The sequence below is a fragment of the Novosphingobium sp. NPDC080210 genome (assembly GCF_050281025.1).
Taxonomy (GTDB): domain Bacteria; phylum Pseudomonadota; class Alphaproteobacteria; order Sphingomonadales; family Sphingomonadaceae; genus Novosphingobium.
In genome coordinates, this window is the sequence record NZ_JBNNWL010000001.1 from 903,216 (window position 1) to 923,599 (window position 20,384).

Annotated in this window: 20 protein-coding genes; 14 read left to right on the forward strand and 6 right to left on the reverse strand. The window is 64.8% G+C overall.

The genetic code is table 11. From position 1 onward, the window contains the following. The first annotated feature begins 120 nt into the window (after positions 1–120). Positions 121–777, forward strand: a complete 657-nt coding sequence (locus ACQKOE_RS04330; protein WP_374587689.1) for an alpha/beta hydrolase — start codon at positions 121–123, stop codon at positions 775–777. Position 778: 1 nt separating this feature from the next. On the opposite strand, the gene ACQKOE_RS04335 is transcribed toward ACQKOE_RS04330, so the two are convergent. Next, a complete protein-coding gene (locus ACQKOE_RS04335) occupies positions 779–982 on the reverse strand; it encodes a hypothetical protein (RefSeq protein WP_427511706.1) in 204 nt (67 codons plus the stop codon). An 80-nt stretch (positions 983–1,062) separates the two neighbouring features. On the opposite strand from ACQKOE_RS04335, the gene ACQKOE_RS04340 reads away from it, so the two are divergent. Continuing rightward, complete coding sequence (locus ACQKOE_RS04340) at positions 1,063–2,889, forward strand: DUF885 domain-containing protein (protein ID WP_427511707.1); 1,827 nt, start codon at positions 1,063–1,065, stop codon at positions 2,887–2,889. 435 nt (positions 2,890–3,324) lie between these two features. Here the strand turns inward: ACQKOE_RS04340 and ACQKOE_RS04345 are convergent, their stop codons facing one another. Then, on the reverse strand, positions 3,325–4,923 hold the full coding sequence (locus ACQKOE_RS04345; protein ID WP_427511708.1) for a phosphoenolpyruvate carboxykinase: 1,599 nt from the start codon (positions 4,921–4,923) through the stop codon (positions 3,325–3,327). A gap of 246 nt (positions 4,924–5,169) precedes the next feature. On the opposite strand from ACQKOE_RS04345, the gene ACQKOE_RS04350 reads away from it, so the two are divergent. The 7 genes from ACQKOE_RS04350 (at position 5,170) to ACQKOE_RS04380 (ending at position 10,474) form a co-directional block, all read left to right on the forward strand. Next, on the forward strand, positions 5,170–5,910 hold the full coding sequence (locus ACQKOE_RS04350) for a response regulator transcription factor (RefSeq protein WP_427511709.1): 741 nt from the start codon (positions 5,170–5,172) through the stop codon (positions 5,908–5,910). Next, positions 5,903–7,465 carry a stimulus-sensing domain-containing protein gene (locus ACQKOE_RS04355; RefSeq protein ID WP_427511710.1) on the forward strand — a complete coding sequence of 521 codons (1,563 nt, stop codon included), beginning with the start codon at positions 5,903–5,905 and terminating at the stop codon, positions 7,463–7,465. Before ACQKOE_RS04350 ends, ACQKOE_RS04355 begins: the two co-directional genes overlap by 8 nt. Beyond that, the gene (locus ACQKOE_RS04360) at positions 7,462–7,881 is read left to right on the forward strand and encodes an HPr kinase/phosphorylase (protein ID WP_427511711.1); all 420 of its coding nucleotides are present in this window, start codon (positions 7,462–7,464) and stop codon (positions 7,879–7,881) included. The genes ACQKOE_RS04355 and ACQKOE_RS04360 overlap by 4 nt, the downstream gene beginning before the upstream one ends. Before the next feature lie 74 nt (positions 7,882–7,955). Then, positions 7,956–8,870: an RNase adapter RapZ gene (gene rapZ / locus ACQKOE_RS04365; RefSeq protein WP_427511712.1), complete on the forward strand. Its 915-nt coding sequence runs from the start codon at positions 7,956–7,958 to the stop codon at positions 8,868–8,870. A gap of 82 nt (positions 8,871–8,952) precedes the next feature. After that, positions 8,953–9,357, forward strand: a complete 405-nt coding sequence (locus tag ACQKOE_RS04370; RefSeq protein WP_374587703.1) for a PTS sugar transporter subunit IIA — start codon at positions 8,953–8,955, stop codon at positions 9,355–9,357. A gap of 30 nt (positions 9,358–9,387) precedes the next feature. After that, complete coding sequence (locus ACQKOE_RS04375; protein ID WP_374587705.1) at positions 9,388–9,666, forward strand: HPr family phosphocarrier protein; 279 nt, start codon at positions 9,388–9,390, stop codon at positions 9,664–9,666. A gap of 4 nt (positions 9,667–9,670) precedes the next feature. Further along, complete coding sequence (locus ACQKOE_RS04380) at positions 9,671–10,474, forward strand: TrmH family RNA methyltransferase (RefSeq protein ID WP_427511713.1); 804 nt, start codon at positions 9,671–9,673, stop codon at positions 10,472–10,474. 203 nt (positions 10,475–10,677) lie between these two features. Here ACQKOE_RS04380 and rmuC read toward each other — a convergent pair whose 3' ends face one another. Beyond that, positions 10,678–12,111 carry a DNA recombination protein RmuC gene (gene rmuC / locus ACQKOE_RS04385; protein ID WP_427511714.1) on the reverse strand — a complete coding sequence of 478 codons (1,434 nt, stop codon included), beginning with the start codon at positions 12,109–12,111 and terminating at the stop codon, positions 10,678–10,680. A 172-nt stretch (positions 12,112–12,283) separates the two neighbouring features. Here rmuC and ACQKOE_RS04390 point away from each other — a divergent pair, with 172 nt between their 5' ends. Beyond that, the gene (locus tag ACQKOE_RS04390; protein WP_427511715.1) at positions 12,284–13,948 is read left to right on the forward strand and encodes a formate--tetrahydrofolate ligase; all 1,665 of its coding nucleotides are present in this window, start codon (positions 12,284–12,286) and stop codon (positions 13,946–13,948) included. Positions 13,949–14,187: 239 nt separating this feature from the next. Here the strand turns inward: ACQKOE_RS04390 and def are convergent, their stop codons facing one another. After that, on the reverse strand, positions 14,188–14,754 hold the full coding sequence (def, locus tag ACQKOE_RS04395) for a peptide deformylase (RefSeq protein ID WP_427511716.1): 567 nt from the start codon (positions 14,752–14,754) through the stop codon (positions 14,188–14,190). A gap of 189 nt (positions 14,755–14,943) precedes the next feature. After that, a complete protein-coding gene (gene recR / locus ACQKOE_RS04400) occupies positions 14,944–15,540 on the reverse strand; it encodes a recombination mediator RecR (RefSeq protein WP_374587715.1) in 597 nt (198 codons plus the stop codon). 110 nt (positions 15,541–15,650) lie between these two features. Here recR and fmt point away from each other — a divergent pair, with 110 nt between their 5' ends. From fmt to ACQKOE_RS04420, 4 genes are read left to right on the forward strand one after another with little or no spacing between them, the layout of a single operon-like run. Beyond that, positions 15,651–16,559: a methionyl-tRNA formyltransferase gene (gene fmt, locus ACQKOE_RS04405; RefSeq protein ID WP_427511717.1), complete on the forward strand. Its 909-nt coding sequence runs from the start codon at positions 15,651–15,653 to the stop codon at positions 16,557–16,559. 1 nt (position 16,560) lies between these two features. Continuing rightward, entirely contained in the window at positions 16,561–17,307 is a 747-nt protein-coding gene (gene truA / locus ACQKOE_RS04410) for a tRNA pseudouridine(38-40) synthase TruA (protein ID WP_427511718.1), read from the forward strand. Positions 17,308–17,359: 52 nt separating this feature from the next. Next, entirely contained in the window at positions 17,360–18,466 is a 1,107-nt protein-coding gene (locus ACQKOE_RS04415) for a zinc-binding dehydrogenase (RefSeq protein WP_427511719.1), read from the forward strand. A 22-nt stretch (positions 18,467–18,488) separates the two neighbouring features. After that, positions 18,489–19,325, forward strand: a complete 837-nt coding sequence (locus ACQKOE_RS04420) for an SDR family oxidoreductase (RefSeq protein WP_427511720.1) — start codon at positions 18,489–18,491, stop codon at positions 19,323–19,325. 79 nt (positions 19,326–19,404) lie between these two features. Here the strand turns inward: ACQKOE_RS04420 and ACQKOE_RS04425 are convergent, their stop codons facing one another. Beyond that, on the reverse strand, positions 19,405–20,376 hold the full coding sequence (locus ACQKOE_RS04425; protein ID WP_427511721.1) for an AAA family ATPase: 972 nt from the start codon (positions 20,374–20,376) through the stop codon (positions 19,405–19,407). Between the last annotated feature and the right edge of the window lie 8 nt (positions 20,377–20,384).

A 20,384-nucleotide genomic window follows, 5' to 3' on the forward strand; every position in this document is an offset into this window, starting at 1 on the left:
GTTGCTTTTTGGACACTCGTTTCTATATAGCGCCTGCTTCCCGATCATAGCCCCATCCGGTCCGGCATGCCGACAATTCGGTCGCCGCGGGTGGAGCCTTCAACAAAAACAGGTGCCAGAATGCCCGCAGTGATCTTTCCCGGACCCGAAGGCCGCCTTGAAGGCCGCTTCCAGCCCGCCACGCGCAGCCGCGCGCCAGTGGCGATGATCCTTCACCCGCACCCCCAGGCGGGCGGGACCATGAACGAGCGGATCACCCAGCACCTTTACAAGACCTTTGCCAATCGCGGCTTTGCCACCCTGCGCTTCAATTTCCGGGGCGTGGGACGCAGCCAGGGCAGCTTTGACAACGGGATCGGCGAACTGTCCGATGCCGCCGCCGCGCTCGACTGGGTCCAGTCGATCCACCCCGAAGCCAGCACCACCTGGATCGCGGGCAGCAGCTTTGGCGCACTGATCGGCATGCAGCTGCTGATGCGCCGCCCGGAAATCCGCGGCTTCATCTCGATCGCGCCGCCGGCCAACATGTACGATTTCAGCTTCCTCGCCCCCTGCCCCTCGTCCGGTATCATCATCCAGGGCGCGGCGGACACGGTCGTCACGCCCAGTTCGGTGCAGAAGCTGGTCGACAAGCTGCGCACGCAAAAGCACATCACGATCCATCACGAGGAAATCCCCCGCGCCAACCATTTCTTTGAAAATGAAATGGGCGACCTGATGCGCTCGGTCGACAATTACCTCGACATGCGGCTTTCGCCGGACTGCCCGATCCGCTGATTCAGGGCTGGCCCCGGGAAACCGGGGCCTTGCCGGTGCTGTCCGGCACGGTCCAGATCAGGACATTGCCCGCCACGACTGCTGCCAGCAGCAGCATGAGCCACACCTGCTTGGCCTGACCGCCGCGCCGCCACAGGGCGGCCGCGCCAATGACCAGGGCAATGGCGGCAAGGACCAGGATCGAAAGCACGGTGTCGAGCGTCATTCCCGTCCTCTAGCGATTCTGCCCGCACAGGTCATCCTTGCAGTTTGACACAGCCGGCGCGCCGCAGCAGTTTCGCGCCCATGAACACTTTCACGCTTTCCCGCCGCCGCGCCCTTTCCCTGCTGGGCGCCAGCACTGCCACTCTTGCCCTGCCCGGATGCCAACGTGCCCTGGGGCGCATCGCTCCTGCCGGAGCTGGCGAATACCTGGACCAGCTGGCCTGGCAGATGATCGAACTGTCCCCGGAAACCGCCACTTCGCTGGGCATCGACAAGGGCGAGCATTCCGGCCTGCGCAGCCGCCTGGCGGACCGCTCGGCAGCAGGACAAGCACAAGTCGCGGCTTTGCTGCGCGAAGGGTTGAAGCAGGCCGCGCGGTTTGAAGGAACCCAGCTCGATCCCGCCACGCGCACCAGCCTGGACGTGGTGAAAAGCGCCTTTTCCGTCGGGCTGGACGGGTTCGCCCTGCCTTATGGCGACGTCGCGGTCGGCGGCTGGCGCAACACGCCCTATGTCGTGATCCAGAACGTCGGCGCCTATCTCGATACGCCGCGCTTCCTCGACAGCGAACATCCGGTGAAGGACGCCGCCGATGCCGAGGCCTATCTGGCGCGGCTAGAGGCATTTCCGCAGCAACTGGATGGCGAACTCGAACGTCTTGCCTCGGCCGGGCGGATTGGCGCGATTGCCCCTTCGTTCCTGCTCGACAAGGCGATCAAGCAGATGGAAATGACTCTGGCCGATGCCCAGGGCGGCGGCGGGCTGGTCGAATCCTTGACCAAGCGCACCGCCAGCATTCCCGGCGACTGGGGTAGCCGGGCGCGCAGTCTGGCCACCAGTCCGGTTGCCGCGGCCTTGTCGCGCCAGCTTGCCGAACTCAAGCGGCAGCGGGTCCAGGCCAGCGATCATGCCGGGATGTGGGCGCGCCCGCGCGGCGATGAGTGGTATGCCTGGGCCCTGCGCGCCAGCACCACCACCAGCCACTCGCCGGAAGAAGTGCACCAGATGGGCCTCGATGCGCTGAAGGAACTCAACGGGCGGATGGACCCGATCCTGCGCGGCCTGGGCTATACCAAGGGCACCGTGGGCGAGCGCATGGCCGCCCTTGGGCAAGACCCGCGCTTCCAGTTCCCGGGTAACGACGCGGGCCGCGCCGAAGTCATTGCCACGATGCAGAGCAAGATCGACTTCATCCGCACCAAGCTGCCCCAGGCTTTCCGCACCCTGGTTCGCGGCAATCTGGAAATCCGCCGCCTGCCGCTGGCCGAGGAGGCTGGCGCACCGGGCGCATACGGCGGCGCTGGCTCGATCGACGGGACCGTTCCGGGCAAGATCTGGCTCAATCTGGGCGATGTCAGCCGCCACACCCGCTACTCGGTCGCCACGCTGGGCTATCACGAGGGGATACCGGGACACGTCTGGCAGGGCGAATATGCCAACCGCCTGCCGCTGATCCGCACCCTGCTGGCCTTCAACGCTTATTCGGAAGGCTGGGCGCTCTATTCTGAAACGCTGGGCGATGAACTGGGTGCCTATGAAGGCGATCCGGTCGGGCAGCTGGGCTATCTCCAGTCCATCGCCTTCCGCGCTTGCCGCCTGGTGGTCGACACCGGCCTTCACGCCAAGCGCTGGACGCGGGAGCAGGCGGTCCAGTGGTTCGCCGAGACCAACGGATCGGGCCTGGCCGAAGTCGCGCCAGAAGTGGATCGCTATTGCTCATGGCCGGGTCAGGCTTGCGGCTACAAGGTCGGCCACACCGAGATCCTGGCGCTGCGCGACAAGGCGAAGCGCGCACTGGGACCGAAATACGACCTGCGCGATTTCAACGATGCGGTGGTAGTCGGCGGCAACGTCCCGCTCGACGTGCTGGGCCGGAACGTGGACCGCTATATCGCGGCAATGGGGTAAGCGCACACCGACCACGTCCTAACCCCGTCATGCTGAACTGTTTCACCTGGCGGTGACTTGCGTTCCAGCATCCATTTGGTCGGCCAGCCGATGGTCTGCGTTGCTAGATGGACCCTGAAACGAGTTCAGGGTGACGGTTAATCGAGCCGATCCACCTTATCACCGAGGTCAGATAGCGCGACGCCGCAACCAAAACACCGTCATGCTGAACTTGTTTCAGCATCCATCGTGCCGGCTACTCGGTGGTCTGCGCGCCCCACTAAGTCACTCTGGCCCTAGCCTTGCGCCGGACGGATGGGTCGAAGGGGTTCGCGCAGAGAACGCAAAGGACGCAGAGGCGCAAAGGGCTGGCGGCACCACCCCTCGAGGTTACCTCAAAAAGAAAGGGCCCCAGCTTTGCAGCCGGGGCCCTTCTTGATTCCGGATTAACCGGGTTCAGGCAGCCTTGGGGGCCGAGTCCAGAACGCCCTGATCGACGTGATCGGCAAACTGCGCGAAGTTGGCCACGAACTTGGCGACCAGTTCGCTGGCGGTCTTGTCGTATTCCGCGCCATCGGCCCAGGCGCCGCGCGGATCGAGCAGGGCCGTGTCGACGCCCGCAACCGCGACCGGCACTTCAAAGCCGAAGTTCGGGTCCTTGCGGAATTCGGCGTTGTTCAGGCTGCCGTCGAGCGCAGCATTGAGCAGCGCGCGGGTGGCCTTGATCGGCATGCGCTTGATCCCCGGCATGGTCGCCTTGCCGCCGGACCAGCCGGTGTTGACCAGCCAGCACTTCACATTGCCCTTGGAAATGCGCTCCTTGAGCAGGTTGCCATAGACCGAAGGATGGCGCGGCATGAACGGCGCGCCAAAGCAGGTGCTGAAGGTCGCTTCCGGCTCCGTCACGCCGATTTCGGTTCCGGCGACGCGTGCGGTATAGCCCGACAGGAAGTGGTACATCGCCTGATCCGGAGTCAGCCGCGCGATCGGGGGCAGGACGCCGTAAGCGTCGGCGGTCAGGAAGATCAGGTTGGCCGGAACCGGACCCAGGTTGTCTTCCGAGGCGTTCGGGATGAAGTCGATCGGATAGGAACCGCGGCTGTTTTCCGCCAGCGAGTTGTCGTCCAGGTCGATCTCGCGGGTGACGGGATCGATCACCACATTTTCCAGCACGGTGCCGAACCGCTTGGTCGTGGCGAAGATTTCCGGTTCGGCTTCGGCCGAAAGGCGGATCATCTTGGCATAGCAGCCGCCTTCGAAGTTGAAGACCGCCGTGTCCGACCAGCCGTGTTCGTCATCGCCGATCAGGGTGCGGCTGGCATCGGCCGAGAGCGTGGTCTTGCCAGTGCCCGACAGGCCGAAGAACACCGCCGTCTTGCCGTCCGGGCCGATATTGGCCGAGCAGTGCATTGGCATCACGCCCTTCACGGGCAGCAGGTAATTCAGGATGCCGAACACGCTCTTCTTCATTTCGCCGGCATAGGCGGTGCCGCCGATCAGGATCAGGCGCTCACTATAGTTGACCGCGATCACCGTCTCGCTGCGGCAGCCGTGGCGAGCCGGATCGGCGCGGAAGCTGGGCAGGTCGATGATGGTATAGTCGGGCACCATGCCGTTCAGTTCTTCCGCCGTCGGGCGGACCAGCAGGGTGCGGATGAACAGGTTGTGCCAGGCCAGTTCGTTGATCACGCGCACGTTGACGCGGTGTTCCGGCTGCGAACCACCGAACAGGTCGGCGACGTAAAGCGTGTCCTTCTGCCCCAGCGCGGCGAGGAAATCGGCCTTCAGCGTGGCGAACTGTTCCGGGCTCATCGCATTGGAATTGTCCCACCACACGGTGTTTTCGGTTTCGGCATCGCGCACGATGTACTTGTCCTTGGCGCTGCGCCCGGTGTGCTTGCCGGTTTCCACCACGAACGGACCGTCCTTGGCCAGCAGGCCTTCGCCGTTCTTCACCGCGTGTTCGACCAGAGCCGGAGTGCCAAGGTTGGCAAAGATGGTCGCGCTGGTGGTAATTCCCTGCTTTTCGAGCGGGTAGGAAAGCGAAGCGGTCAAGGCTGTCTCCATATGGAAGCGCGTGCAGCGAGACCTGTCCGGCAGCGCTGTCCGCATACGAATGCAAAGGGTTCGACCGGCGCATAGTCGAGCTACCCGATTCCGTCAAATCACCTGGAGATGTGCCGCAAAACCATTCGTTGCTGGCAAATCAGCCCTGCTTTCAAGGCGATTGTCTCCGCCGTCCAGACCGGCTACCCATGCGGCCCCGCCGTGTCGCCGGTGCCCTTGCAACAAAGCCGTCCGATGGCCGATCAGATTTCCTCCTCATTGCCGCAGCAGGTGATTGCCCTGGTCGATGACGACCGCAATATCCTGACCACGGTATCCATCGGGCTCCAGGCCGAAGGCTATGCCACGCGGGTCTATGCCGATGGAGCGACCGCCCTGCGCGCCCTGCTGGACAATCCGCCCGACCTGGTGGTCTGCGACATCAAGATGCCGCAGATGGACGGGCTGGAGCTGCTGCAGAAACTCCGCGCCAAAAGCGCCCTTCCCCTGATCTTCCTGACCAGCAAGGACGAGGAACCGGACGAAGCGCTGGGCCTGGCCATGGGCGCGGACGATTACATCACCAAGCCCTTCAGCCAGCGCCTGCTCGTCGCCCGCATCCGCGCGATCCTACGCCGCGCCGAACTGGTCCGCCACGAAGCGGAAACCCAGGCGGACGAACCCGAACCGGCGGCTGCCATCGTGCGCGGCGCTCTGGAAATGGACCCGACCCGCCACCGCGTGTTCTGGCACGGCCAGCCGGTTTCGCTCACCGTAACCGAATTCCTGATCCTGGAGGCACTCGCCAACCGGCCCGGCGTAATCAAGAGCCGCAACCAGCTGATGGACGCGGCCTACAGCGACGATGTCTTTGTCGACGACCGCACGATTGACAGCCACATCAAGCGCCTGCGCCGCAAGTTCCGGGCAGTCGATCCGCAGTTTTCCGCCATCGAAACGCTCTACGGCGCGGGCTATTCCTTCACCGATGGCTGAAGCGCGTCCCCGCCCCAGTTGGAAGCGCCGCACCAGCCTGACCGTGCGCATCCTGGCGGTGAACATCATCGCCCTGGGCCTGATGGCGGGCAGCCTGTTCTACCTCGATTCCTATCGCAAGCAGTTGTTCGAGGAACGCTTCAAGCTGGCCCGGGCCGAAGCGGAGATTGCCGCTTCGGGTCTTGCCGTCACTCCCCCGGCAGAGCGCGGACGTTTGCTGGTCCAAGTCGGCCAGAGCCAGAACCTGCGGCTTCGGGTCTACGACCAGCGCGGCCAGCTTGCCCTGGACAGCTTTGCCCTGGGCGAACCGGGCTTCACCCTGGTCGATCCGGCGAGCGAGGGCTGGTACGAACGGGGCGGGCGGCTGATCGACAACGCGATGGGCCTGATCCTCGATTCGCCCACGCCCGATCCCTATCGCGAACCGGGCGTGGACCAAGTTGCCGCCTGGCCCGAACTGGCCGAAGCGGCCCGCACCGGCAAAAGCGCGGTCCTGGCCCGGGCAGCGCGCGACGATACGCCGATGATCAATGCGGCCGCGCCGGTCGGCACTTCGGGCGAAATGCTCCTGGTGACCCGCAACGCCCGCGACCTGACCCAGTCGGTCCGAGATGCGCGCGGGACCCTGGCCATCGTGCTGGGCGTGACTTTGCTCATTTCGATCCAGTTGTCGCTGTTCCTGGCGCGGACCATCGTGCAGCCGCTGCGCGCCCTTGTCCGTGCTGCCGTGCGCGTGCGCCTGGGCCGCGACCGCGCGGTGGAAGTGCCGCGCCTGCCCGAACGCGGGGACGAGATCGGCCTGCTCGCCCGCGCCCTGTCCGACATGAGCGTTGCCCTGCGCCGCCGGATCGACGCGGTGGAAAGCTTCGCCGCCGATGTGGCGCATGAAATCAAGAACCCGCTCGCCTCGCTCCGTTCCGCCGTGGAATCGCTCGAGAAGGTCAAGGACGACGATCTGCGCGCGCAGCTGACGCGTATCGCGGCCCACGATGTCCAGCGGATCGACCGCCTCGTCACCGAAATTGCCGAGGCCAGCCGCATCGACGCGGAACTCAGTCGCACCCAGTTCGTCCCCGTGGACCTTCACGCCCTGGCCAAGGCGCTGATCCGCAGCCGCGACGAACGGGGCGAAAATCGCTGCTCCACCCTGCGCCTGGCGACACACGGCGCAGGCCCGTGGGACGTGCGCGGGGACGAGGCGCAGCTGGCCCGCGTGCTGGAAAACCTGCTCGACAACGCAGTCTCCTTCTCCCCCGCAGGCGGCGAAGTGCGCGTCCTGTTCGAACGCGATGAAGACCGCCTGGTGCTGAGCGTGCTGGACCAGGGCCCGGGGATACCGGTCCAGGCGCGCGACAAGGTGTTCGACCGGTTCCACTCGCTGCGTCCGGCAGAAGAGGATTTCGGCAATCACTCCGGCCTCGGCCTCGCAATTGCGCGCACCATCGCCGAAGCGCACGACGGCACGCTGGTCGCGGCGGATCGTCCGGACCGCCTTCAAGGGGCCTGCCTGGTGCTCAGCCTGCCCGCCCTGGCCGACGAGGAAGAGGTCGAGTGAGCACGCTTTACCGCGCCACCTGCATCGCCATCGGCGGACGGGCCGTGCTGATCGAAGGGCCGCCGGGCAGCGGCAAAAGCACGCTCGCCCTGGCCTTGATCGACCGGGGCGCAGTGCTGGTCGGGGACGACGGCGTGGAACTGGCCCGGCGCGCGGATCGGCTTTTTGCCAGCCCTCCACCCAACATCGCCGGACTGCTGGAAGTGCGAAACCTGGGCATTTTCCCCTTCCCGGTCGCCGCCGATGTTCCAGTGGCCCTGGTGCTGCGGCTCGATAGCCAGGCGCCGCGCTTTATCGACGAAGCAGAGAGCGTCGCGGTTGCGGACCTGCCTCTGCCGCTGGTGCGGTTGTGGCCGGACAGTCCGGTCGCGGCGATCAAGGCGGAACTGGCCATGCAACGCTATGGCCTGACCTGAAACGCGCGATTGGGGACACTACGGCAAGGCCCCTTCACTTTCGGTGCAGCAATCGCCATTTACCTTGAGCAATCATGGCCGACACTCCCGCCCCCCGTCATCGCGTGCTTCTGGTCACTGGCCTGCTGGGCGCGGGCAAGACCACGGTACTGCGCGTGCTGGAGGATCTGGGCTGGGAAACCATCGACAATTTCCCGATCCGCTTCCTGGGCCGCCTGATCGACAGCCCAGACACGGCAGGCGCGGAGCTGCGCGCGCCCTTGGCCATCGGCTTCGATTCGCGCACGCGCGGGTTCGATCCGGGGAAAGTGATTGACCGGGTAAAGCGGCTGGCGGAACGGGCGGACCTGGAACTGACCACCCTGTTCCTCGATTGCTCGGGCCAGGAACTGGAACGCCGCTATAACGAAACGCGCCGCCGTCATCCCTTGGCGCAGGACTTGCCGGCTAGCAGCGGGATCATGGCCGAGCGCGAACTGATGGAGCCGCTGCGCAGCTGGGCGGACATGGTGATTTCCACCTCGAACTTTTCCAGCAACGATCTGCAACAGGCAATCCGCGAGCGTTTTTCGGACGAGGGTTCCAAGCCCATCACCGTCAGCATCACCAGCTTCGGCTTTTCGCGCGGCACCCCGCCGCTGGCCGATCTGGTCTTTGACATGCGCTTCCTGGACAATCCGCATTGGGACAAGCAGCTGCGGCCGATGACGGGGCAGGACGCGCCGGTGGCTGACCATGTGCGCAAGGATCCTGCTTTTGAAGAGGCCTTTACCCGCATCCGGGACCTGATCCTGATGCTGCTGCCGCGTTACCGTGCCCAGGGCAAAGCCTATGTCAACATCGCCTTTGGCTGCACCGGCGGGCGCCACCGTTCGGTCTTCGTGGCAGAAGAAATGACCCGGGTTCTGACCAGCGCCGGTTACGCGCCGTCGCTCACCCATCGCAACCTGGGAACCCGAGCAGCAGACGGGGTGGAAGGAAAGCATTGACCATGCCCCCTTCCCGCGCCATTGCCCCGGGCCACTTTCCGGCAAGAATCGCCGGCCTTGCAGTTCGGAGTGCAGTCGCGACATGATCGGCATGATCCTGGTCACCCATGGCAAGCTTGCCGAGGAATTCGTTGCCGCGATGCAGCACGTCGTCGGCCGCCAGGACGCGGTGCGCACGGTCTGCATCGGTCCAAACGACGATATGGAAGCCCGCCGCGCGGAAATCGCCGCCGCGATTGAAGAGGTCAATTCGGGCGCGGGTGTCATCATCCTGACCGACCTGTTCGGCGGAACCCCTTCGAACCTGGCGATCTCGCTGATGGAAAAGGGCAAGGTCGAAGTCATCGCCGGCATCAACCTGCCGATGCTGATCCGCCTGGCCAAGGCGCGCGGCTGCATGGCACTGGAAAAGGCGGTCATCGCCGGTCGCGACGCAGGTCGGAACTATATCACGATCGCGTCGGAGTTCCTCGGCCAGGACGCCTGATAACAACTGATAACCACAAGGGGGGTGGGAATGAACGAGGTTCGCGAAAGCGTAGAGATCGTCAACAACCGGGGCCTGCACGCCCGCGCCAGCGCGAAATTCGTCAATGCCGTCACCAAGCTGGGCGAAACGGTCAATGTCCGGGTCGAAAAAGACGGTGCCGATGCGGCCGGCGGTTCGATCCTGGGGCTGATGATGCTGGGCGCGGCCAAAGGCGATTCGATCGACATCATCGTTTCGGGTGAAAGCGCGGATACGGCGCTGCTCAAGCTGGTCGGCCTGGTCAAGGACGGCTTCGGCGAGGATTGAGCGGTTGAACCAGCGCCGTTCCATCACCGGATTTTCCAACCCCACGGTCAAGTTCCTCCGCTCGCTGCGTGAGAAGAAGCACCGCAAGGCTTCGGGCAAGTTCCTGGCCGAGGGCCTGCGCCTGCTGACCGATGCGCGCGAATGCGGCCATCTGCCGGAAATGCTGGTCATGGCCGAACGCCGCGATCCCCATCCCTTGCTGGATGCGCTGGAAGCCGACGTGCTGCGCGCAGGCGGCGAGGTCATCGAAACCAGCACTGACATCCTGGGCAAGATCACCGGCAAGGACAATCCGCAAGCCGTTGCCGGGGTCTTTGCCGAATTTGACACCAGCCTTGCCGCGATTGATCGCTCCACTGCCAAGATCTGGCTGGTCGCACAGGCGCTGCGCGATCCGGGCAACCTGGGCACCATGCTGCGGACCGGCGACGCGGTTGGCGCTGGCGGCCTGATCCTGATCAACGACTGCGCCGATCCTTTCAGCGTCGAAGCCGTGCGCGCCAGCATGGGCGCGATCTTCACCCAAAAAGTGGCGCTGGCGCGGTGGGAAGAATTCCTCCCCTGGCTGCGCGGCGGACCGGGGCAACTGGTCGCGGCCAGCCTGCGCGACGCGGTCGATTACCGCACCGCCCCCTATGCCGCGCCTTGCTTCCTGATGGTTGGCAACGAAAGCCGGGGCCTGCCCGAAGACTACGAAACGGCCTGCGACCTGCGCGTGACCATGCCGATGAAAGGCCGGGCCGACAGCCTGAACGCGGCAGTCGCCGGAGCGGTTCTGGCATACGAGGCTTTGGCCCGGCTGGACTGAGCGGGACAAGTTTCACGCGACCCGGCTTCGTCAGGCTCAGCCTGAGCGGGGTTTAACGTCTTTCCAGAGCGTTGGCTTTCAAAGACGTGCGTCCGGGTCCTGCTCGTCCTGGGTAGGTGCTGAAGCCACAGACTGAAGCGCCGTCGATACAGGATCTCCTGACCAAGAACGGGCGTGAACTTCCATTCCAGCTAAAACCCCGCTCAGGCTGAGCCTGTCGAAGCCGGATCGTCGGCCTCGTCAGCCGCTTCAATCGCCAGTGTTGCCGTTTCACCATAACGCGCCGAGGTTTCCAGCACGGGAACGTCCTCAATCTCGCGCTTGCCGATCTCGATGCCCTTGTCGCGCAGACGGCGGCCCGAGCTGAGCACGTTGCGTTCGAAGCTCCCGACGAAATCGTTGTATTTGCGCACCGCCCGGTCCAGCCCCGCGCCCACGCCCTTGAGGTGATCCGCCGCAACGGCCAAGCGGTCGTAGAGTTCTGCCCCCGCGCGGCCGATTTCGACAGCTTCGCGCGCCAGCTGGTCCTGTTTCCAGACCATCGCCACGGTACGGGCAATGGCGACCAGGTTGGTGGGCGTGGCAAGCAGAACCTTGTTGTGGAACGCGAAGTCCCACAGTTCCGGATCGTGTTCCAGTGCGGCGGCGACGAAGTGTTCGCCGGGGACGAACATCACGACATAGTCCGGGGCCTCTTCGAACTGGCTCTGATAGCTCTTCGTGCCGAGCGTCTGGATATGCCCGCGCATCGAGCGGGCATGAAGATCGAGGTTCCGCTTACGCGTCTCGTCATCGTTGGCTTCAAACGCGGCCTGATAGGCGTTGAGCGAAACCTTGGCGTCGATCACCAGCTTCTTCTGCCCCGGAACGTGGACGATGGCATCGGGGCGGAGCCGCCCGTCCTCTGTCTCCATCGAGTGTTCCAGGTTGAAATCGGTGTGCTCGGACAGGCCGCATTGCTCCAGCACGTTCTGCAAGGCGCGTTCGCCCCAGCGGCCCCGCGCCTTGGGCGCGTTGGTCAGCGAATTGCCCAGCCGCGCCGCCTCGGCCTTGACCGCTTCCTGCCCGTCGCGGACCGACTGGATCAGACCGGCCAGCTGGCCAAAGGCATCAACCCGGTTCTTCTCCAGCGCCTGGACCTGCTCCTCATAGCTTTTCAGCCGCGCATCGACCGGCGCGAGCAGGGCCTTGAGCCGTTCGGCCTGTTTGTCCTCGCTATGGGCAAAGCGTTCCTGCGCGCGGTTTAGGAACGTTTCCTGCGCCTGGGCCAGCACCCGCGCACCGGCGGCTTCGAATTCCTTGCGCAGATTCTCCTGCGCGGTCAGCAACGCGGCCTTTTGCTCTTCGAGATGGACCGCATTGGCCTTCATCGTCGCGAGGTCAGCACTCAACCCCTCGGCCCGTTCACGGGTCGCATTAAGCTCTTCTGCCAGGGAATCGGCACGCTGGGCCCGCTCGCTTGCGGCGGCCAGATCGGCAATGGCCTGCTTGAACCGCGCATCCAGGGCCTTCGCTTCCTCTTCCCCCGTGGCCAGGCGCTGGCGCAGGTCTGCTGCAGGGCGCGAACCGGCCAACCAGCCGCCCGCCGCACCAATGGCCAAGCCGATCAACAGAAACAGAATAACTTCGCCGGCCATGCTTCACCCGAATGAGAACGAAGCGCGAACTTAACCGCACCACCCGGCCTGCGCAAGGCCGCTGCGCGCAATTATCACCAAAGCCGATGAAATTGCTTTTGCGGCACATATTCCGTGAAGAACGTGTGGCCTGGCCTTGAGCAAAGGCGCCCGAGGGGCGAGAGTTTCGCCCATGCAGACCGACATCGAAATCGCCCGCGCGGCAAAGCTTGAACCGATCTCCCGCATTTCGGCCAAGGCCGGCATCCCGGAGGAGGCGCTGATCCCCTATGGCCGCTACAAGGCGAAGATCGACTGCGCGCACCTTCCGGCCAGCGACCGGCAGGGCAAGCTGATCCTGGTCACCGCGATCAGCCCTACTCCGGCTGGCGAAGGCAAGACCACGACCTCGGTCGGCCTCGCCGACGCGCTGAACCGCATCGGCAAGAACGCGATGCTGTGCCTGCGCGAGCCGAGCCTTGGGCCATGCTTCGGCGTCAAAGGCGGAGGAGCGGGCGGCGGCAAGTCGCAGGTCATGCCAATGGACGAGATCAACCTGCACTTCACCGGCGATTTCCATGCGATCACCGCCGCGCACAACCTGCTGGCGGCGATGATCGACAACCTCATCTATTGGGGCAACGAACTGGGGCTGGACCTGCGCCGGATCACCTGGCGGCGGGTGCTGGACATGAACGACCGCGCCTTGCGGCAAGTGGTCGGGCCGCTGGGCGGGGTCGGCAATGGCTATCCGCGTGAGACCGGGTTCGACATTACCGTGGCTTCGGAAATCATGGCGATCCTGTGCCTGGCGGATGACCTGACTGATCTGGAAGAGCGGCTGGGCGCGATCATCGTCGGCTACCGCCGGGACAAGAGCCCGGTATTCTGCCGCGACATCAAGGCGCACCGCGCCATGACCGCGCTGCTGAAAGACGCGGTCCTGCCCAATTTGGTCCAGACGCTCGAGAACAACCCAGCCATCCTCCACGGCGGGCCCTTCGCGAATATTGCCCATGGCTGCAATTCGGTCATCGCCACGCGCACGGCCCTGGCGCTGGGCGAGTACGTGGTGACGGAAGCCGGGTTCGGCGCGGACCTGGGCGCGGAGAAGTTCATGGACATCAAGTGCCGCATGGCCGGGCTGAAGCCGGATGCGGTCGTGCTGGTGGCAACGGTCCGCGCGCTGAAAATGCACGGAGGGGTGGCCAAGGGCGATCTGGCGACCGAAAACGTCCAGGCCGTGCGCGACGGCGGGGCGAACCTGAAGCGGCATATCGAAAACCTCGCCAAGTTTGGCGTGAAGCCTACCGTGGCGATCAATCACTTCCCCACCGACACGGCTGCGGAACTGGCTGCGGTGGAGGAACTGGCGGCCCACTATGGCACCCAGGCCGTGGTCTGCCGCCACTGGGCCGAAGGCGGTGCGGGAGCTGAAGAGCTCGCCCGGATCGTTGCAGCCAAGGCGGACCTCGGCCCCAACGGCTTTGCGCCGCTGTACGAGGACGACCTGCCCCTGGCCGCGAAGATCGAAACGGTTGGCCGCGAAATCTATCGCGCGGCGGAAGTCCAACTGTCCCCCGCGATCCGCGCCCAGCTGAAAACCTGGGAGGACATGGGCTACGGCCATTTCCCGGTCTGCATGGCCAAGACGCAGTATTCCTTCTCCACCGATCCCGCCAAGATGGGCGCGCCGGAAGGGCATGAAGTGGAAGTGCGCGAAGTGCGGCTATCTGCCGGTGCGGGCTTCGTCGTGGCGATCTGCGGCGACATCATGACCATGCCCGGCCTGCCCCGCGTGCCTGCCGCGGAGGGGATCTACCTGAATGCGGATGGCTTGATCGAAGGGTTGTTCTGACGGAGTCGCGCGAGCGCCGCGCCCTCCGCCAAGGTCCGTGATCCCTGCAAAACCCGTCATCCTGAACTTGTTTCAGGATCCATTCCTCGGTTTGCTCGGGTGTCCGGGGCAAGGTTAAACCGCGCCACCGCGCGCCATACAACGCTTCGGGCCAAAACGCCCGATGGATCCTGAAACAAGTTCAGGATGACGGAGAGGCCGGGGAGATAGATTGGGTCGCCCCGGTTACCTCGGGAAAATCACGCAACCTTGCGCAGCTTGTCCAGCTTCTTCAGCGCCATCTGGCGCTTCAGGCGCGAGAGGTGGTCGATGAACAGGATGCCTTCGAGGTGGTCCATCTCGTGCTGGAGGCAGGTCGCCATCAGCCCGTCCATCTCTTCCTCGTGCACCTTGCCGTCCAGGTCCTGCCAGCGCGCACGGATGCGCGCGGGGCGTTCGACCTCGGCATAGATTTCCGGCACCGACAGACAGCCTTCGGAATAGATCGAGTGATCGTCCGACGGATCGAGGATTTCCGGGTTGATGAACACCCGCGGCTCGCGCTTGGTCGGCTGGTGGTGATGGTGATGGCCGTCGTGGTTGCAGGCTACAGGCTCTGCATCCGGGTCTTCCGGCTGAAGGTCGATCACCAGCACGCGCAGCGGCACGCCAACCTGGATGGCGGCAAGGCCGATGCCGGGAGCATCGTACATCGTGTCGAACATGTCTTCGACCAGCGTCTTCAGCTCGTCATCGAACTTGGTGACAGGTTCAGACACCACCTTGAGGCGGGCATCGGGGACTTCAAGGATTTCACGAATGGCCATAGGCTGCGCACATAGTGCGCGGCGCGGCAAGGTTCAACCTTGCGGATTGCTGGATCACGCAAAGACGCGAAGGCGCGAAGATGCCGCTCTGCGCCGCAGGCCGTTTGTTTCTCCAAGGCCTGAGCCGAAAAACACCCTGGCACCACAAGCCGACACCTTCGCGCCTTCGCGTCTTTGCGTGAGATAAAATTACCCCACCGGCCGCCGCGCCCGCAGCGCCTGGGCCAGGGTGCCCTCGTCCAGATAATCCAGCTCACCGCCAACCGGCAGGCCATGGGCAAGCTGGGTGATCCGCACCGGATAGCCTTCGAGCCGCTCGGCAATGTAATGCGCGGTGGTCTGCCCCTCCAGCGTGGCGTTCATGGCCAGGACCACTTCGTCAATGCCGCCCTGGCTGACGCGTTCCAGCAAGGGGCCGATCGACAGGTCCTCGGGCCGCACCCCTTCCAGGGCGGAGAGCCGCCCGCCCAGCACGTGATACTTGCCGGTAAACAGCCGCGCCCGGTCCAGCGCCCACAGGTCGGCCACGTCTTCCACCACGCACAGCTGGCGCTGATCGCGGCGCGGGTCGGCGCAGATGCCGCAGGGGTTGCTGGTATCGACATTGCCGCAGGTCGCGCATTCCACCAGTCCCGCGCGTACCCCTTCCAGCGCTTCGAGCAGGCCGACCAGCGCGGTTTCGCGGCGCTTGATCAGCCACAGCACCGCCCGCCGCGCCGAACGCGGCCCCAGCCCCGGCAGGCGCGACAGGGCGGTCGTCAGTGCTTCGATCTCTTGCGATGCCATGGCCCTCCTCTAACCGCTTGGACCCGGCTTGTCGAAGCCCCGTCCTTCACTTTTCTGCCAGCAAGGCTAAGGACAGCCATCAAGAGGCTCAGGGTGAGCGGGAGTTTGGTGTGAAGATCGTTTTTATGGGAACGCCGGACTTCGCCGTACCGGCCCTCCGGGAGCTGGTTACGGCGGGACATCAGGTGCTTGCCGCCTATACCCAGCCGCCCCGCCCCGGCGGTCGGCGGGGCAAGGAACTGACCCCCACTCCGGTCCACCGCGCAGCGGAAGAACTGGGGATTCCGGTGCGCCACCCGCTGTCGCTGAAAGGAGCTGACGAGCAGGCCGCCTTTGCCGCGCTGGATGCGGATATCGCGGTTGTCGCCGCCTATGGCCTGATCCTGCCGCGCGCCGTGCTGGATGCCCCGCGCCATGGCTGTCTGAACATCCACGCCAGCCTGCTGCCGCGCTGGCGCGGCGCTGCGCCGATCCACCGCGCGATCCTGGCGGGGGACAGCGAAACCGGCGTCACCATCATGCAGATGGAAGCAGGCCTCGATACCGGCCCGATGCTGGCCAAGGTCACTACCCCCGTTGATGGCAAGACCACCGGGGAACTGACCGAGGAACTGGCGGCCAGCGGCGCGGAGCTGATGGTTGCAGTCCTTGCCGAACTCCCCAAATACCCACCGCAGGTCCAGCCGGAGGAAGGCGTGACCTATGCCCACAAGATCGACAAGGCGGAAACGCGGATCGACTGGAGCCAGCCCGCCCAGCAGGTCGAGCGGCAGGTCCGCGCCTTTGCCCCTGCCCCCGGCGCGTGGTTCGAATTCGATGGCGAGCGGTGCAAGGTGCTGGCGGCGCAGCTGGCCGAGGGGCAAAGCGCTCCCGGCACGGTACTGGACGATGCCCTGACCATCGCCTGCGGCGATGGCGCGATCCGGCCCAGCCTGGTCCAGCGCGCCGGTCGCCCAGCCATGGCCACGCAGGACCTGCTGCGCGGCTGGGCCATTGCGCCCGGGGCGCAGCTTGGCTGACATGACCCGCTTCGCCCTCACTCTGGAATTCGATGGCACGCCCTTCATGGGCCTGCAGCGGCAGGCGCATGGCCCCAGCGTGCAGCAGGCGGTGGAAGAAGCAGTCGAGCGAGTCACGGGTGAGCAGGCGATCATGCACGCGGCAGGACGGACCGATTCCGGTGTCCACGCCCTGGGCATGAGAGTGCACATCGACGTTGCCAAGGACATCGCGCCCTTCCGCCTGATGGAAGCGCTCAACCACCACCTGCGGCCCGATCCAGTTGCCGTTCTGGACTGCGTGGAAAAGCCGGACGATTGGCACGCGCGGTTTTCCTGCACCGGGCGCTCCTATCTCTACCGTATCGCCAACCGCCGCGCGCCGCTGACGCTGGATGCGAACCGCGCCTGGCTCGTGCCCCAGCCGCTGGATGCAGAGGCGATGCACCGCGCGGCCCAGGCACTGGTCGGCCGTCACGATTTCACCACCTTCCGCTCGGTCCATTGCCAGGCGCAAAGCCCGGTAAAGACGCTGGACCTGCTCAGCGTGGAGCGGGTCGGCGAGGAAGTGCACATCCGCGCCGCCGCGCGCAGTTTCCTGCACCATCAGGTCCGCTCGATGGTCGGCTGCCTGGCGCTCGTCGGCCTGGGCCGCTGGCGCGAGGAACAGGTGGCAGAGGCGCTTGCCGCGCGTGAGCGCAGCGCGCTCGGCCTCAATGCCCCAAGTGCCGGGCTTTATTTCGTGCGCGCGCTTTACCCCGACGAATGACGCACTAGGTTGCAATCCGAAACGTCATCACACGGATTCGGGAGAGACAACCATGACCTTCACCGGCAAGCAGCTTACCACCCAGCTTGATGCAGACGGCACGCTGACCCTGCAACTGAACGACAAGACCTGGGACGCGCCCAAGGCGGGCCAGGTGCTGATCAAGGTTGAGGCAACGCCGATCAATCCTTCAGACCTGGGCCTGCTGTTCGCCAGCGCCGATACCGACAACGCCGAGTATTCTCCGGGCAAGATCGTGGCGAAAATGCCGGACAATGCCACCCGCGCGATGAAGGCCCGCCACGGCCTGGCCATGCCGGCCGGCAACGAAGCAGCGGGCATCGTTGTCGCTGCGGGCGAAGGTGCAGAGCATCTGCTGGGCAAGCGGATCGCCTGCGTTCCGGGCACCGCCTATGCCACCTATGCCGTGGCGGACACGCAGATGGCCTTTGCCGTGGATGACAGCGTGACCGCCGAACAGGCTGCCAGTTCCTTCGTCAATCCGATGACCGCACTGGGCTTTGTCGAGACGATGAAGATGGAAGGCTTCACCGGGATCGTCCACGCCGCTGCTGCTTCGAACCTGGGGCAGATGCTGGTCAAGATCTGTCAGGAAGACGGGATTCCGCTGGTCAACGTAGTCCGCAGCGACGCGCAGGTGAAGCTGCTGAAGGATCTGGGCGCAACCCATGTCCTGAACATGACTGACGCCGATTACATGCCCAAGCTGATCGACGCGATTGCCCAAACCAAGGCGATGATCGGGTTCGATCCCATCGGCGGCGGCACGGTTGCCAGCCAGTTCCTGACCGCGATGGAAGCCGCCGCCAGCCGCGGCGCTGCCTTCAGCCGCTATGGCTCCAGCGAGGCGAAGAAGGTCTATATCTATGGCGCGCTCGATCTGGGGCCGACGATCCTCAACCGCGCTTTCGGCCTGACCTGGGATCTGGGCGGCTGGCTGCTCACCCCGTTCATGATGAAGGCCGGACCCGAAGTGGTTGGTCGGATGCGCGCCCGCGTGATGAAGGACCTGACCACCACTTTCGCCAGCCACTACAAGGCCCACGTCACCCTGGAAGGGATGCTGACCAAGGAAGCGGTAAGCGAATACAACGCCCGCCGCACGGGCGAGAAGTACCTCGTCACGCCGCAAGCCTGATCCTGCCCCGGGAGACAAGCACATGACCAATCACGTGGAGGGCAAGTCCATCGTCATCACTGGCGGTGGCGGCGGATTTGGCAAGCTGGTGGCGGAAAAGGCCGCTGCCTTGGGCGCCTTTGTCACGCTGGGCGATATTGACGGCGCGGCGGCAGAGGCTGTCGCTTCGGCCATTACCGCCAGCGGCGGCAAGGCCCAGGCCCGCGCGACCGACGTGACCGACCTGGCGCAATGCCAGGCGCTCGTCCGCCAGGCGGTCAGCGCCTATGGCCGGATCGACGTCATGGTGAACAACGCCGGAATCATGCCGCTGGCATTTTTCTCCGACCATGAAGCCGCCTACCCCGCCTGGCAGCGCTGCATCGACATCAATATCAAGGGCGTGCTGAACGGCATGATCGCCGCCTATGATCCGATGATGCAGCAGGCGCGCGGGCAGGTGATCAACATCAGTTCGATCTATGGCAATTTCCCGGTCGTCGGCGCGGCGGTCTATGGCGCGAGCAAGGCCGCCGTGAACGTCATGGGCGAAAGCCTGCGCCTGGAATCGCGCGGCAAGATCAAGGTGACGACGATCAAGCCGACCGGCGTTCCGGCCACCGGCCTGTCGGCCAGCGTCATCAACCCGGCGGCCAGCGTCGGCATCCTGGGCCAGAACGCACCGGAATTCATGGCCATGGTGTCCGATATGCAGGCCGGGACTTTCCCCGCCGAGCGGCTCGATCCGCAGAATATCGACTATGCCAGCCTTGCCCCGGAACACATCGCCGATGCGGTGATCCACGCGATCAACCAGCCCTGGGGCGTGTCCCTGGGCGAAATCACCGTCCGCGCGGCGGGGGATCACTTCATCCTTTAGACTGCGAACCGGCACCGGATACAAAGATGGCGGCGGAGCAATTCCGCCGCCATTCCTTTGGCCAGCCGGTGCGGACCTGTCAGCCCTTGCCGACGACGCTTTCCGGCAGTTCGGTGCCGAACACGCGCTGGTAGTATTCAGCCACCAGCATCCGCTCCGTCTCGTCGCACTTGTTGAGGAACGAGAGGCGGAAGGCGAAGCCCGGATCCTTGAAGATCGCGGTGTTCTGCGCCCAGGTGATAACCGTGCGCGGGCTCATCACGGTGGAGATGTCGCCGTTGATGAAGCCTTGACGGGTCAGGTCGGCGACCTTGACCATGTTGGCCACCACGTCCGGCGCCGCATCGGTCACCTTCTTCAGGACGATTTCGCTTTCGACCTGGGCCGGAAGGTAATTGAGCTGAACCACGATGTTCCAGCGGTCCATCTGCGCCTGGTTGATCGCCTGGGTGCCGTGATAGAGGCCCGAGGTATCGCCCAGGCCCACCGTGTTGGCCGTGGCGAACAGGCGGAAGAACTTGTCCGGGCGGATCACGCGGTTCTGGTCCAGCAGGGTCAGCTTGCCTTCGGTTTCCAGCACGCGCTGGATCACGAACATCACGTCCGGACGCCCCGCGTCATATTCGTCGAAAACCAGCGCAACCGGGTGTTGCAGCGCCCAGGGCAGCAGGCCCTCGCGGAATTCGGTGACTTGCAGGCCGTCGCGCAGCACGATCGCGTCGCGACCGATCAGGTCGATACGGCTGATATGCGCATCCAGGTTGATTCGCACGCAGGGCCAGTTCAGCCGCGCTGCAACCTGCTCGATATGGGTCGACTTGCCGGTGCCGTGATAGCCCTGCACGATCACGCGGCGGTTGAAGGCAAAGCCCGCCAGGATCGCCAGCGTCGTGTCCGGATCGAAAACATAGGTTTCGTCCGTATCCGGCGTGCGTTCGTCCGGCTGGCTGAAGGCCGGAACCTTCATGTCGATGTCGATTCCGAACACTTCGCGCACATCGACTTCGGTGTCGGGCGCAGGCAGGACGGTCTTGTTGGTGGTGTCGGTCATGGCACTCT

What these genes read in the sequence shown, in the direction of transcription:
- ACQKOE_RS04330 (WP_374587689.1), top strand. Translation starts at nt 121, where the DNA reads ATGCCCGCAGTGATCTTTCCCGGACCCGAAGGCCGCCTTGAAGGCCGC.
- ACQKOE_RS04350 (WP_427511709.1), top strand. Translation starts at nt 5,170, where the DNA reads ATGGCCGATCAGATTTCCTCCTCATTGCCGCAGCAGGTGATTGCCCTG.
- recR (WP_374587715.1), bottom strand. Translation starts at nt 15,540, where the DNA reads ATGGCATCGCAAGAGATCGAAGCACTGACGACCGCCCTGTCGCGCCTG.
- ACQKOE_RS04375 (WP_374587705.1), top strand. Translation starts at nt 9,388, where the DNA reads ATGAACGAGGTTCGCGAAAGCGTAGAGATCGTCAACAACCGGGGCCTG.
- ACQKOE_RS04340 (WP_427511707.1), top strand. Translation starts at nt 1,063, where the DNA reads ATGAACACTTTCACGCTTTCCCGCCGCCGCGCCCTTTCCCTGCTGGGC.
- ACQKOE_RS04425 (WP_427511721.1), bottom strand. Translation starts at nt 20,376, where the DNA reads ATGACCGACACCACCAACAAGACCGTCCTGCCTGCGCCCGACACCGAA.
- ACQKOE_RS04415 (WP_427511719.1), top strand. Translation starts at nt 17,360, where the DNA reads ATGACCTTCACCGGCAAGCAGCTTACCACCCAGCTTGATGCAGACGGC.
- rmuC (WP_427511714.1), bottom strand. Translation starts at nt 12,111, where the DNA reads ATGGCCGGCGAAGTTATTCTGTTTCTGTTGATCGGCTTGGCCATTGGT.
- rapZ (WP_427511712.1), top strand. Translation starts at nt 7,956, where the DNA reads ATGGCCGACACTCCCGCCCCCCGTCATCGCGTGCTTCTGGTCACTGGC.
- ACQKOE_RS04335 (WP_427511706.1), bottom strand. Translation starts at nt 982, where the DNA reads ATGACGCTCGACACCGTGCTTTCGATCCTGGTCCTTGCCGCCATTGCC.
- ACQKOE_RS04355 (WP_427511710.1), top strand. Translation starts at nt 5,903, where the DNA reads ATGGCTGAAGCGCGTCCCCGCCCCAGTTGGAAGCGCCGCACCAGCCTG.
- truA (WP_427511718.1), top strand. Translation starts at nt 16,561, where the DNA reads ATGACCCGCTTCGCCCTCACTCTGGAATTCGATGGCACGCCCTTCATG.
- ACQKOE_RS04420 (WP_427511720.1), top strand. Translation starts at nt 18,489, where the DNA reads ATGACCAATCACGTGGAGGGCAAGTCCATCGTCATCACTGGCGGTGGC.
- def (WP_427511716.1), bottom strand. Translation starts at nt 14,754, where the DNA reads ATGGCCATTCGTGAAATCCTTGAAGTCCCCGATGCCCGCCTCAAGGTG.
- ACQKOE_RS04390 (WP_427511715.1), top strand. Translation starts at nt 12,284, where the DNA reads ATGCAGACCGACATCGAAATCGCCCGCGCGGCAAAGCTTGAACCGATC.
- ACQKOE_RS04370 (WP_374587703.1), top strand. Translation starts at nt 8,953, where the DNA reads ATGATCGGCATGATCCTGGTCACCCATGGCAAGCTTGCCGAGGAATTC.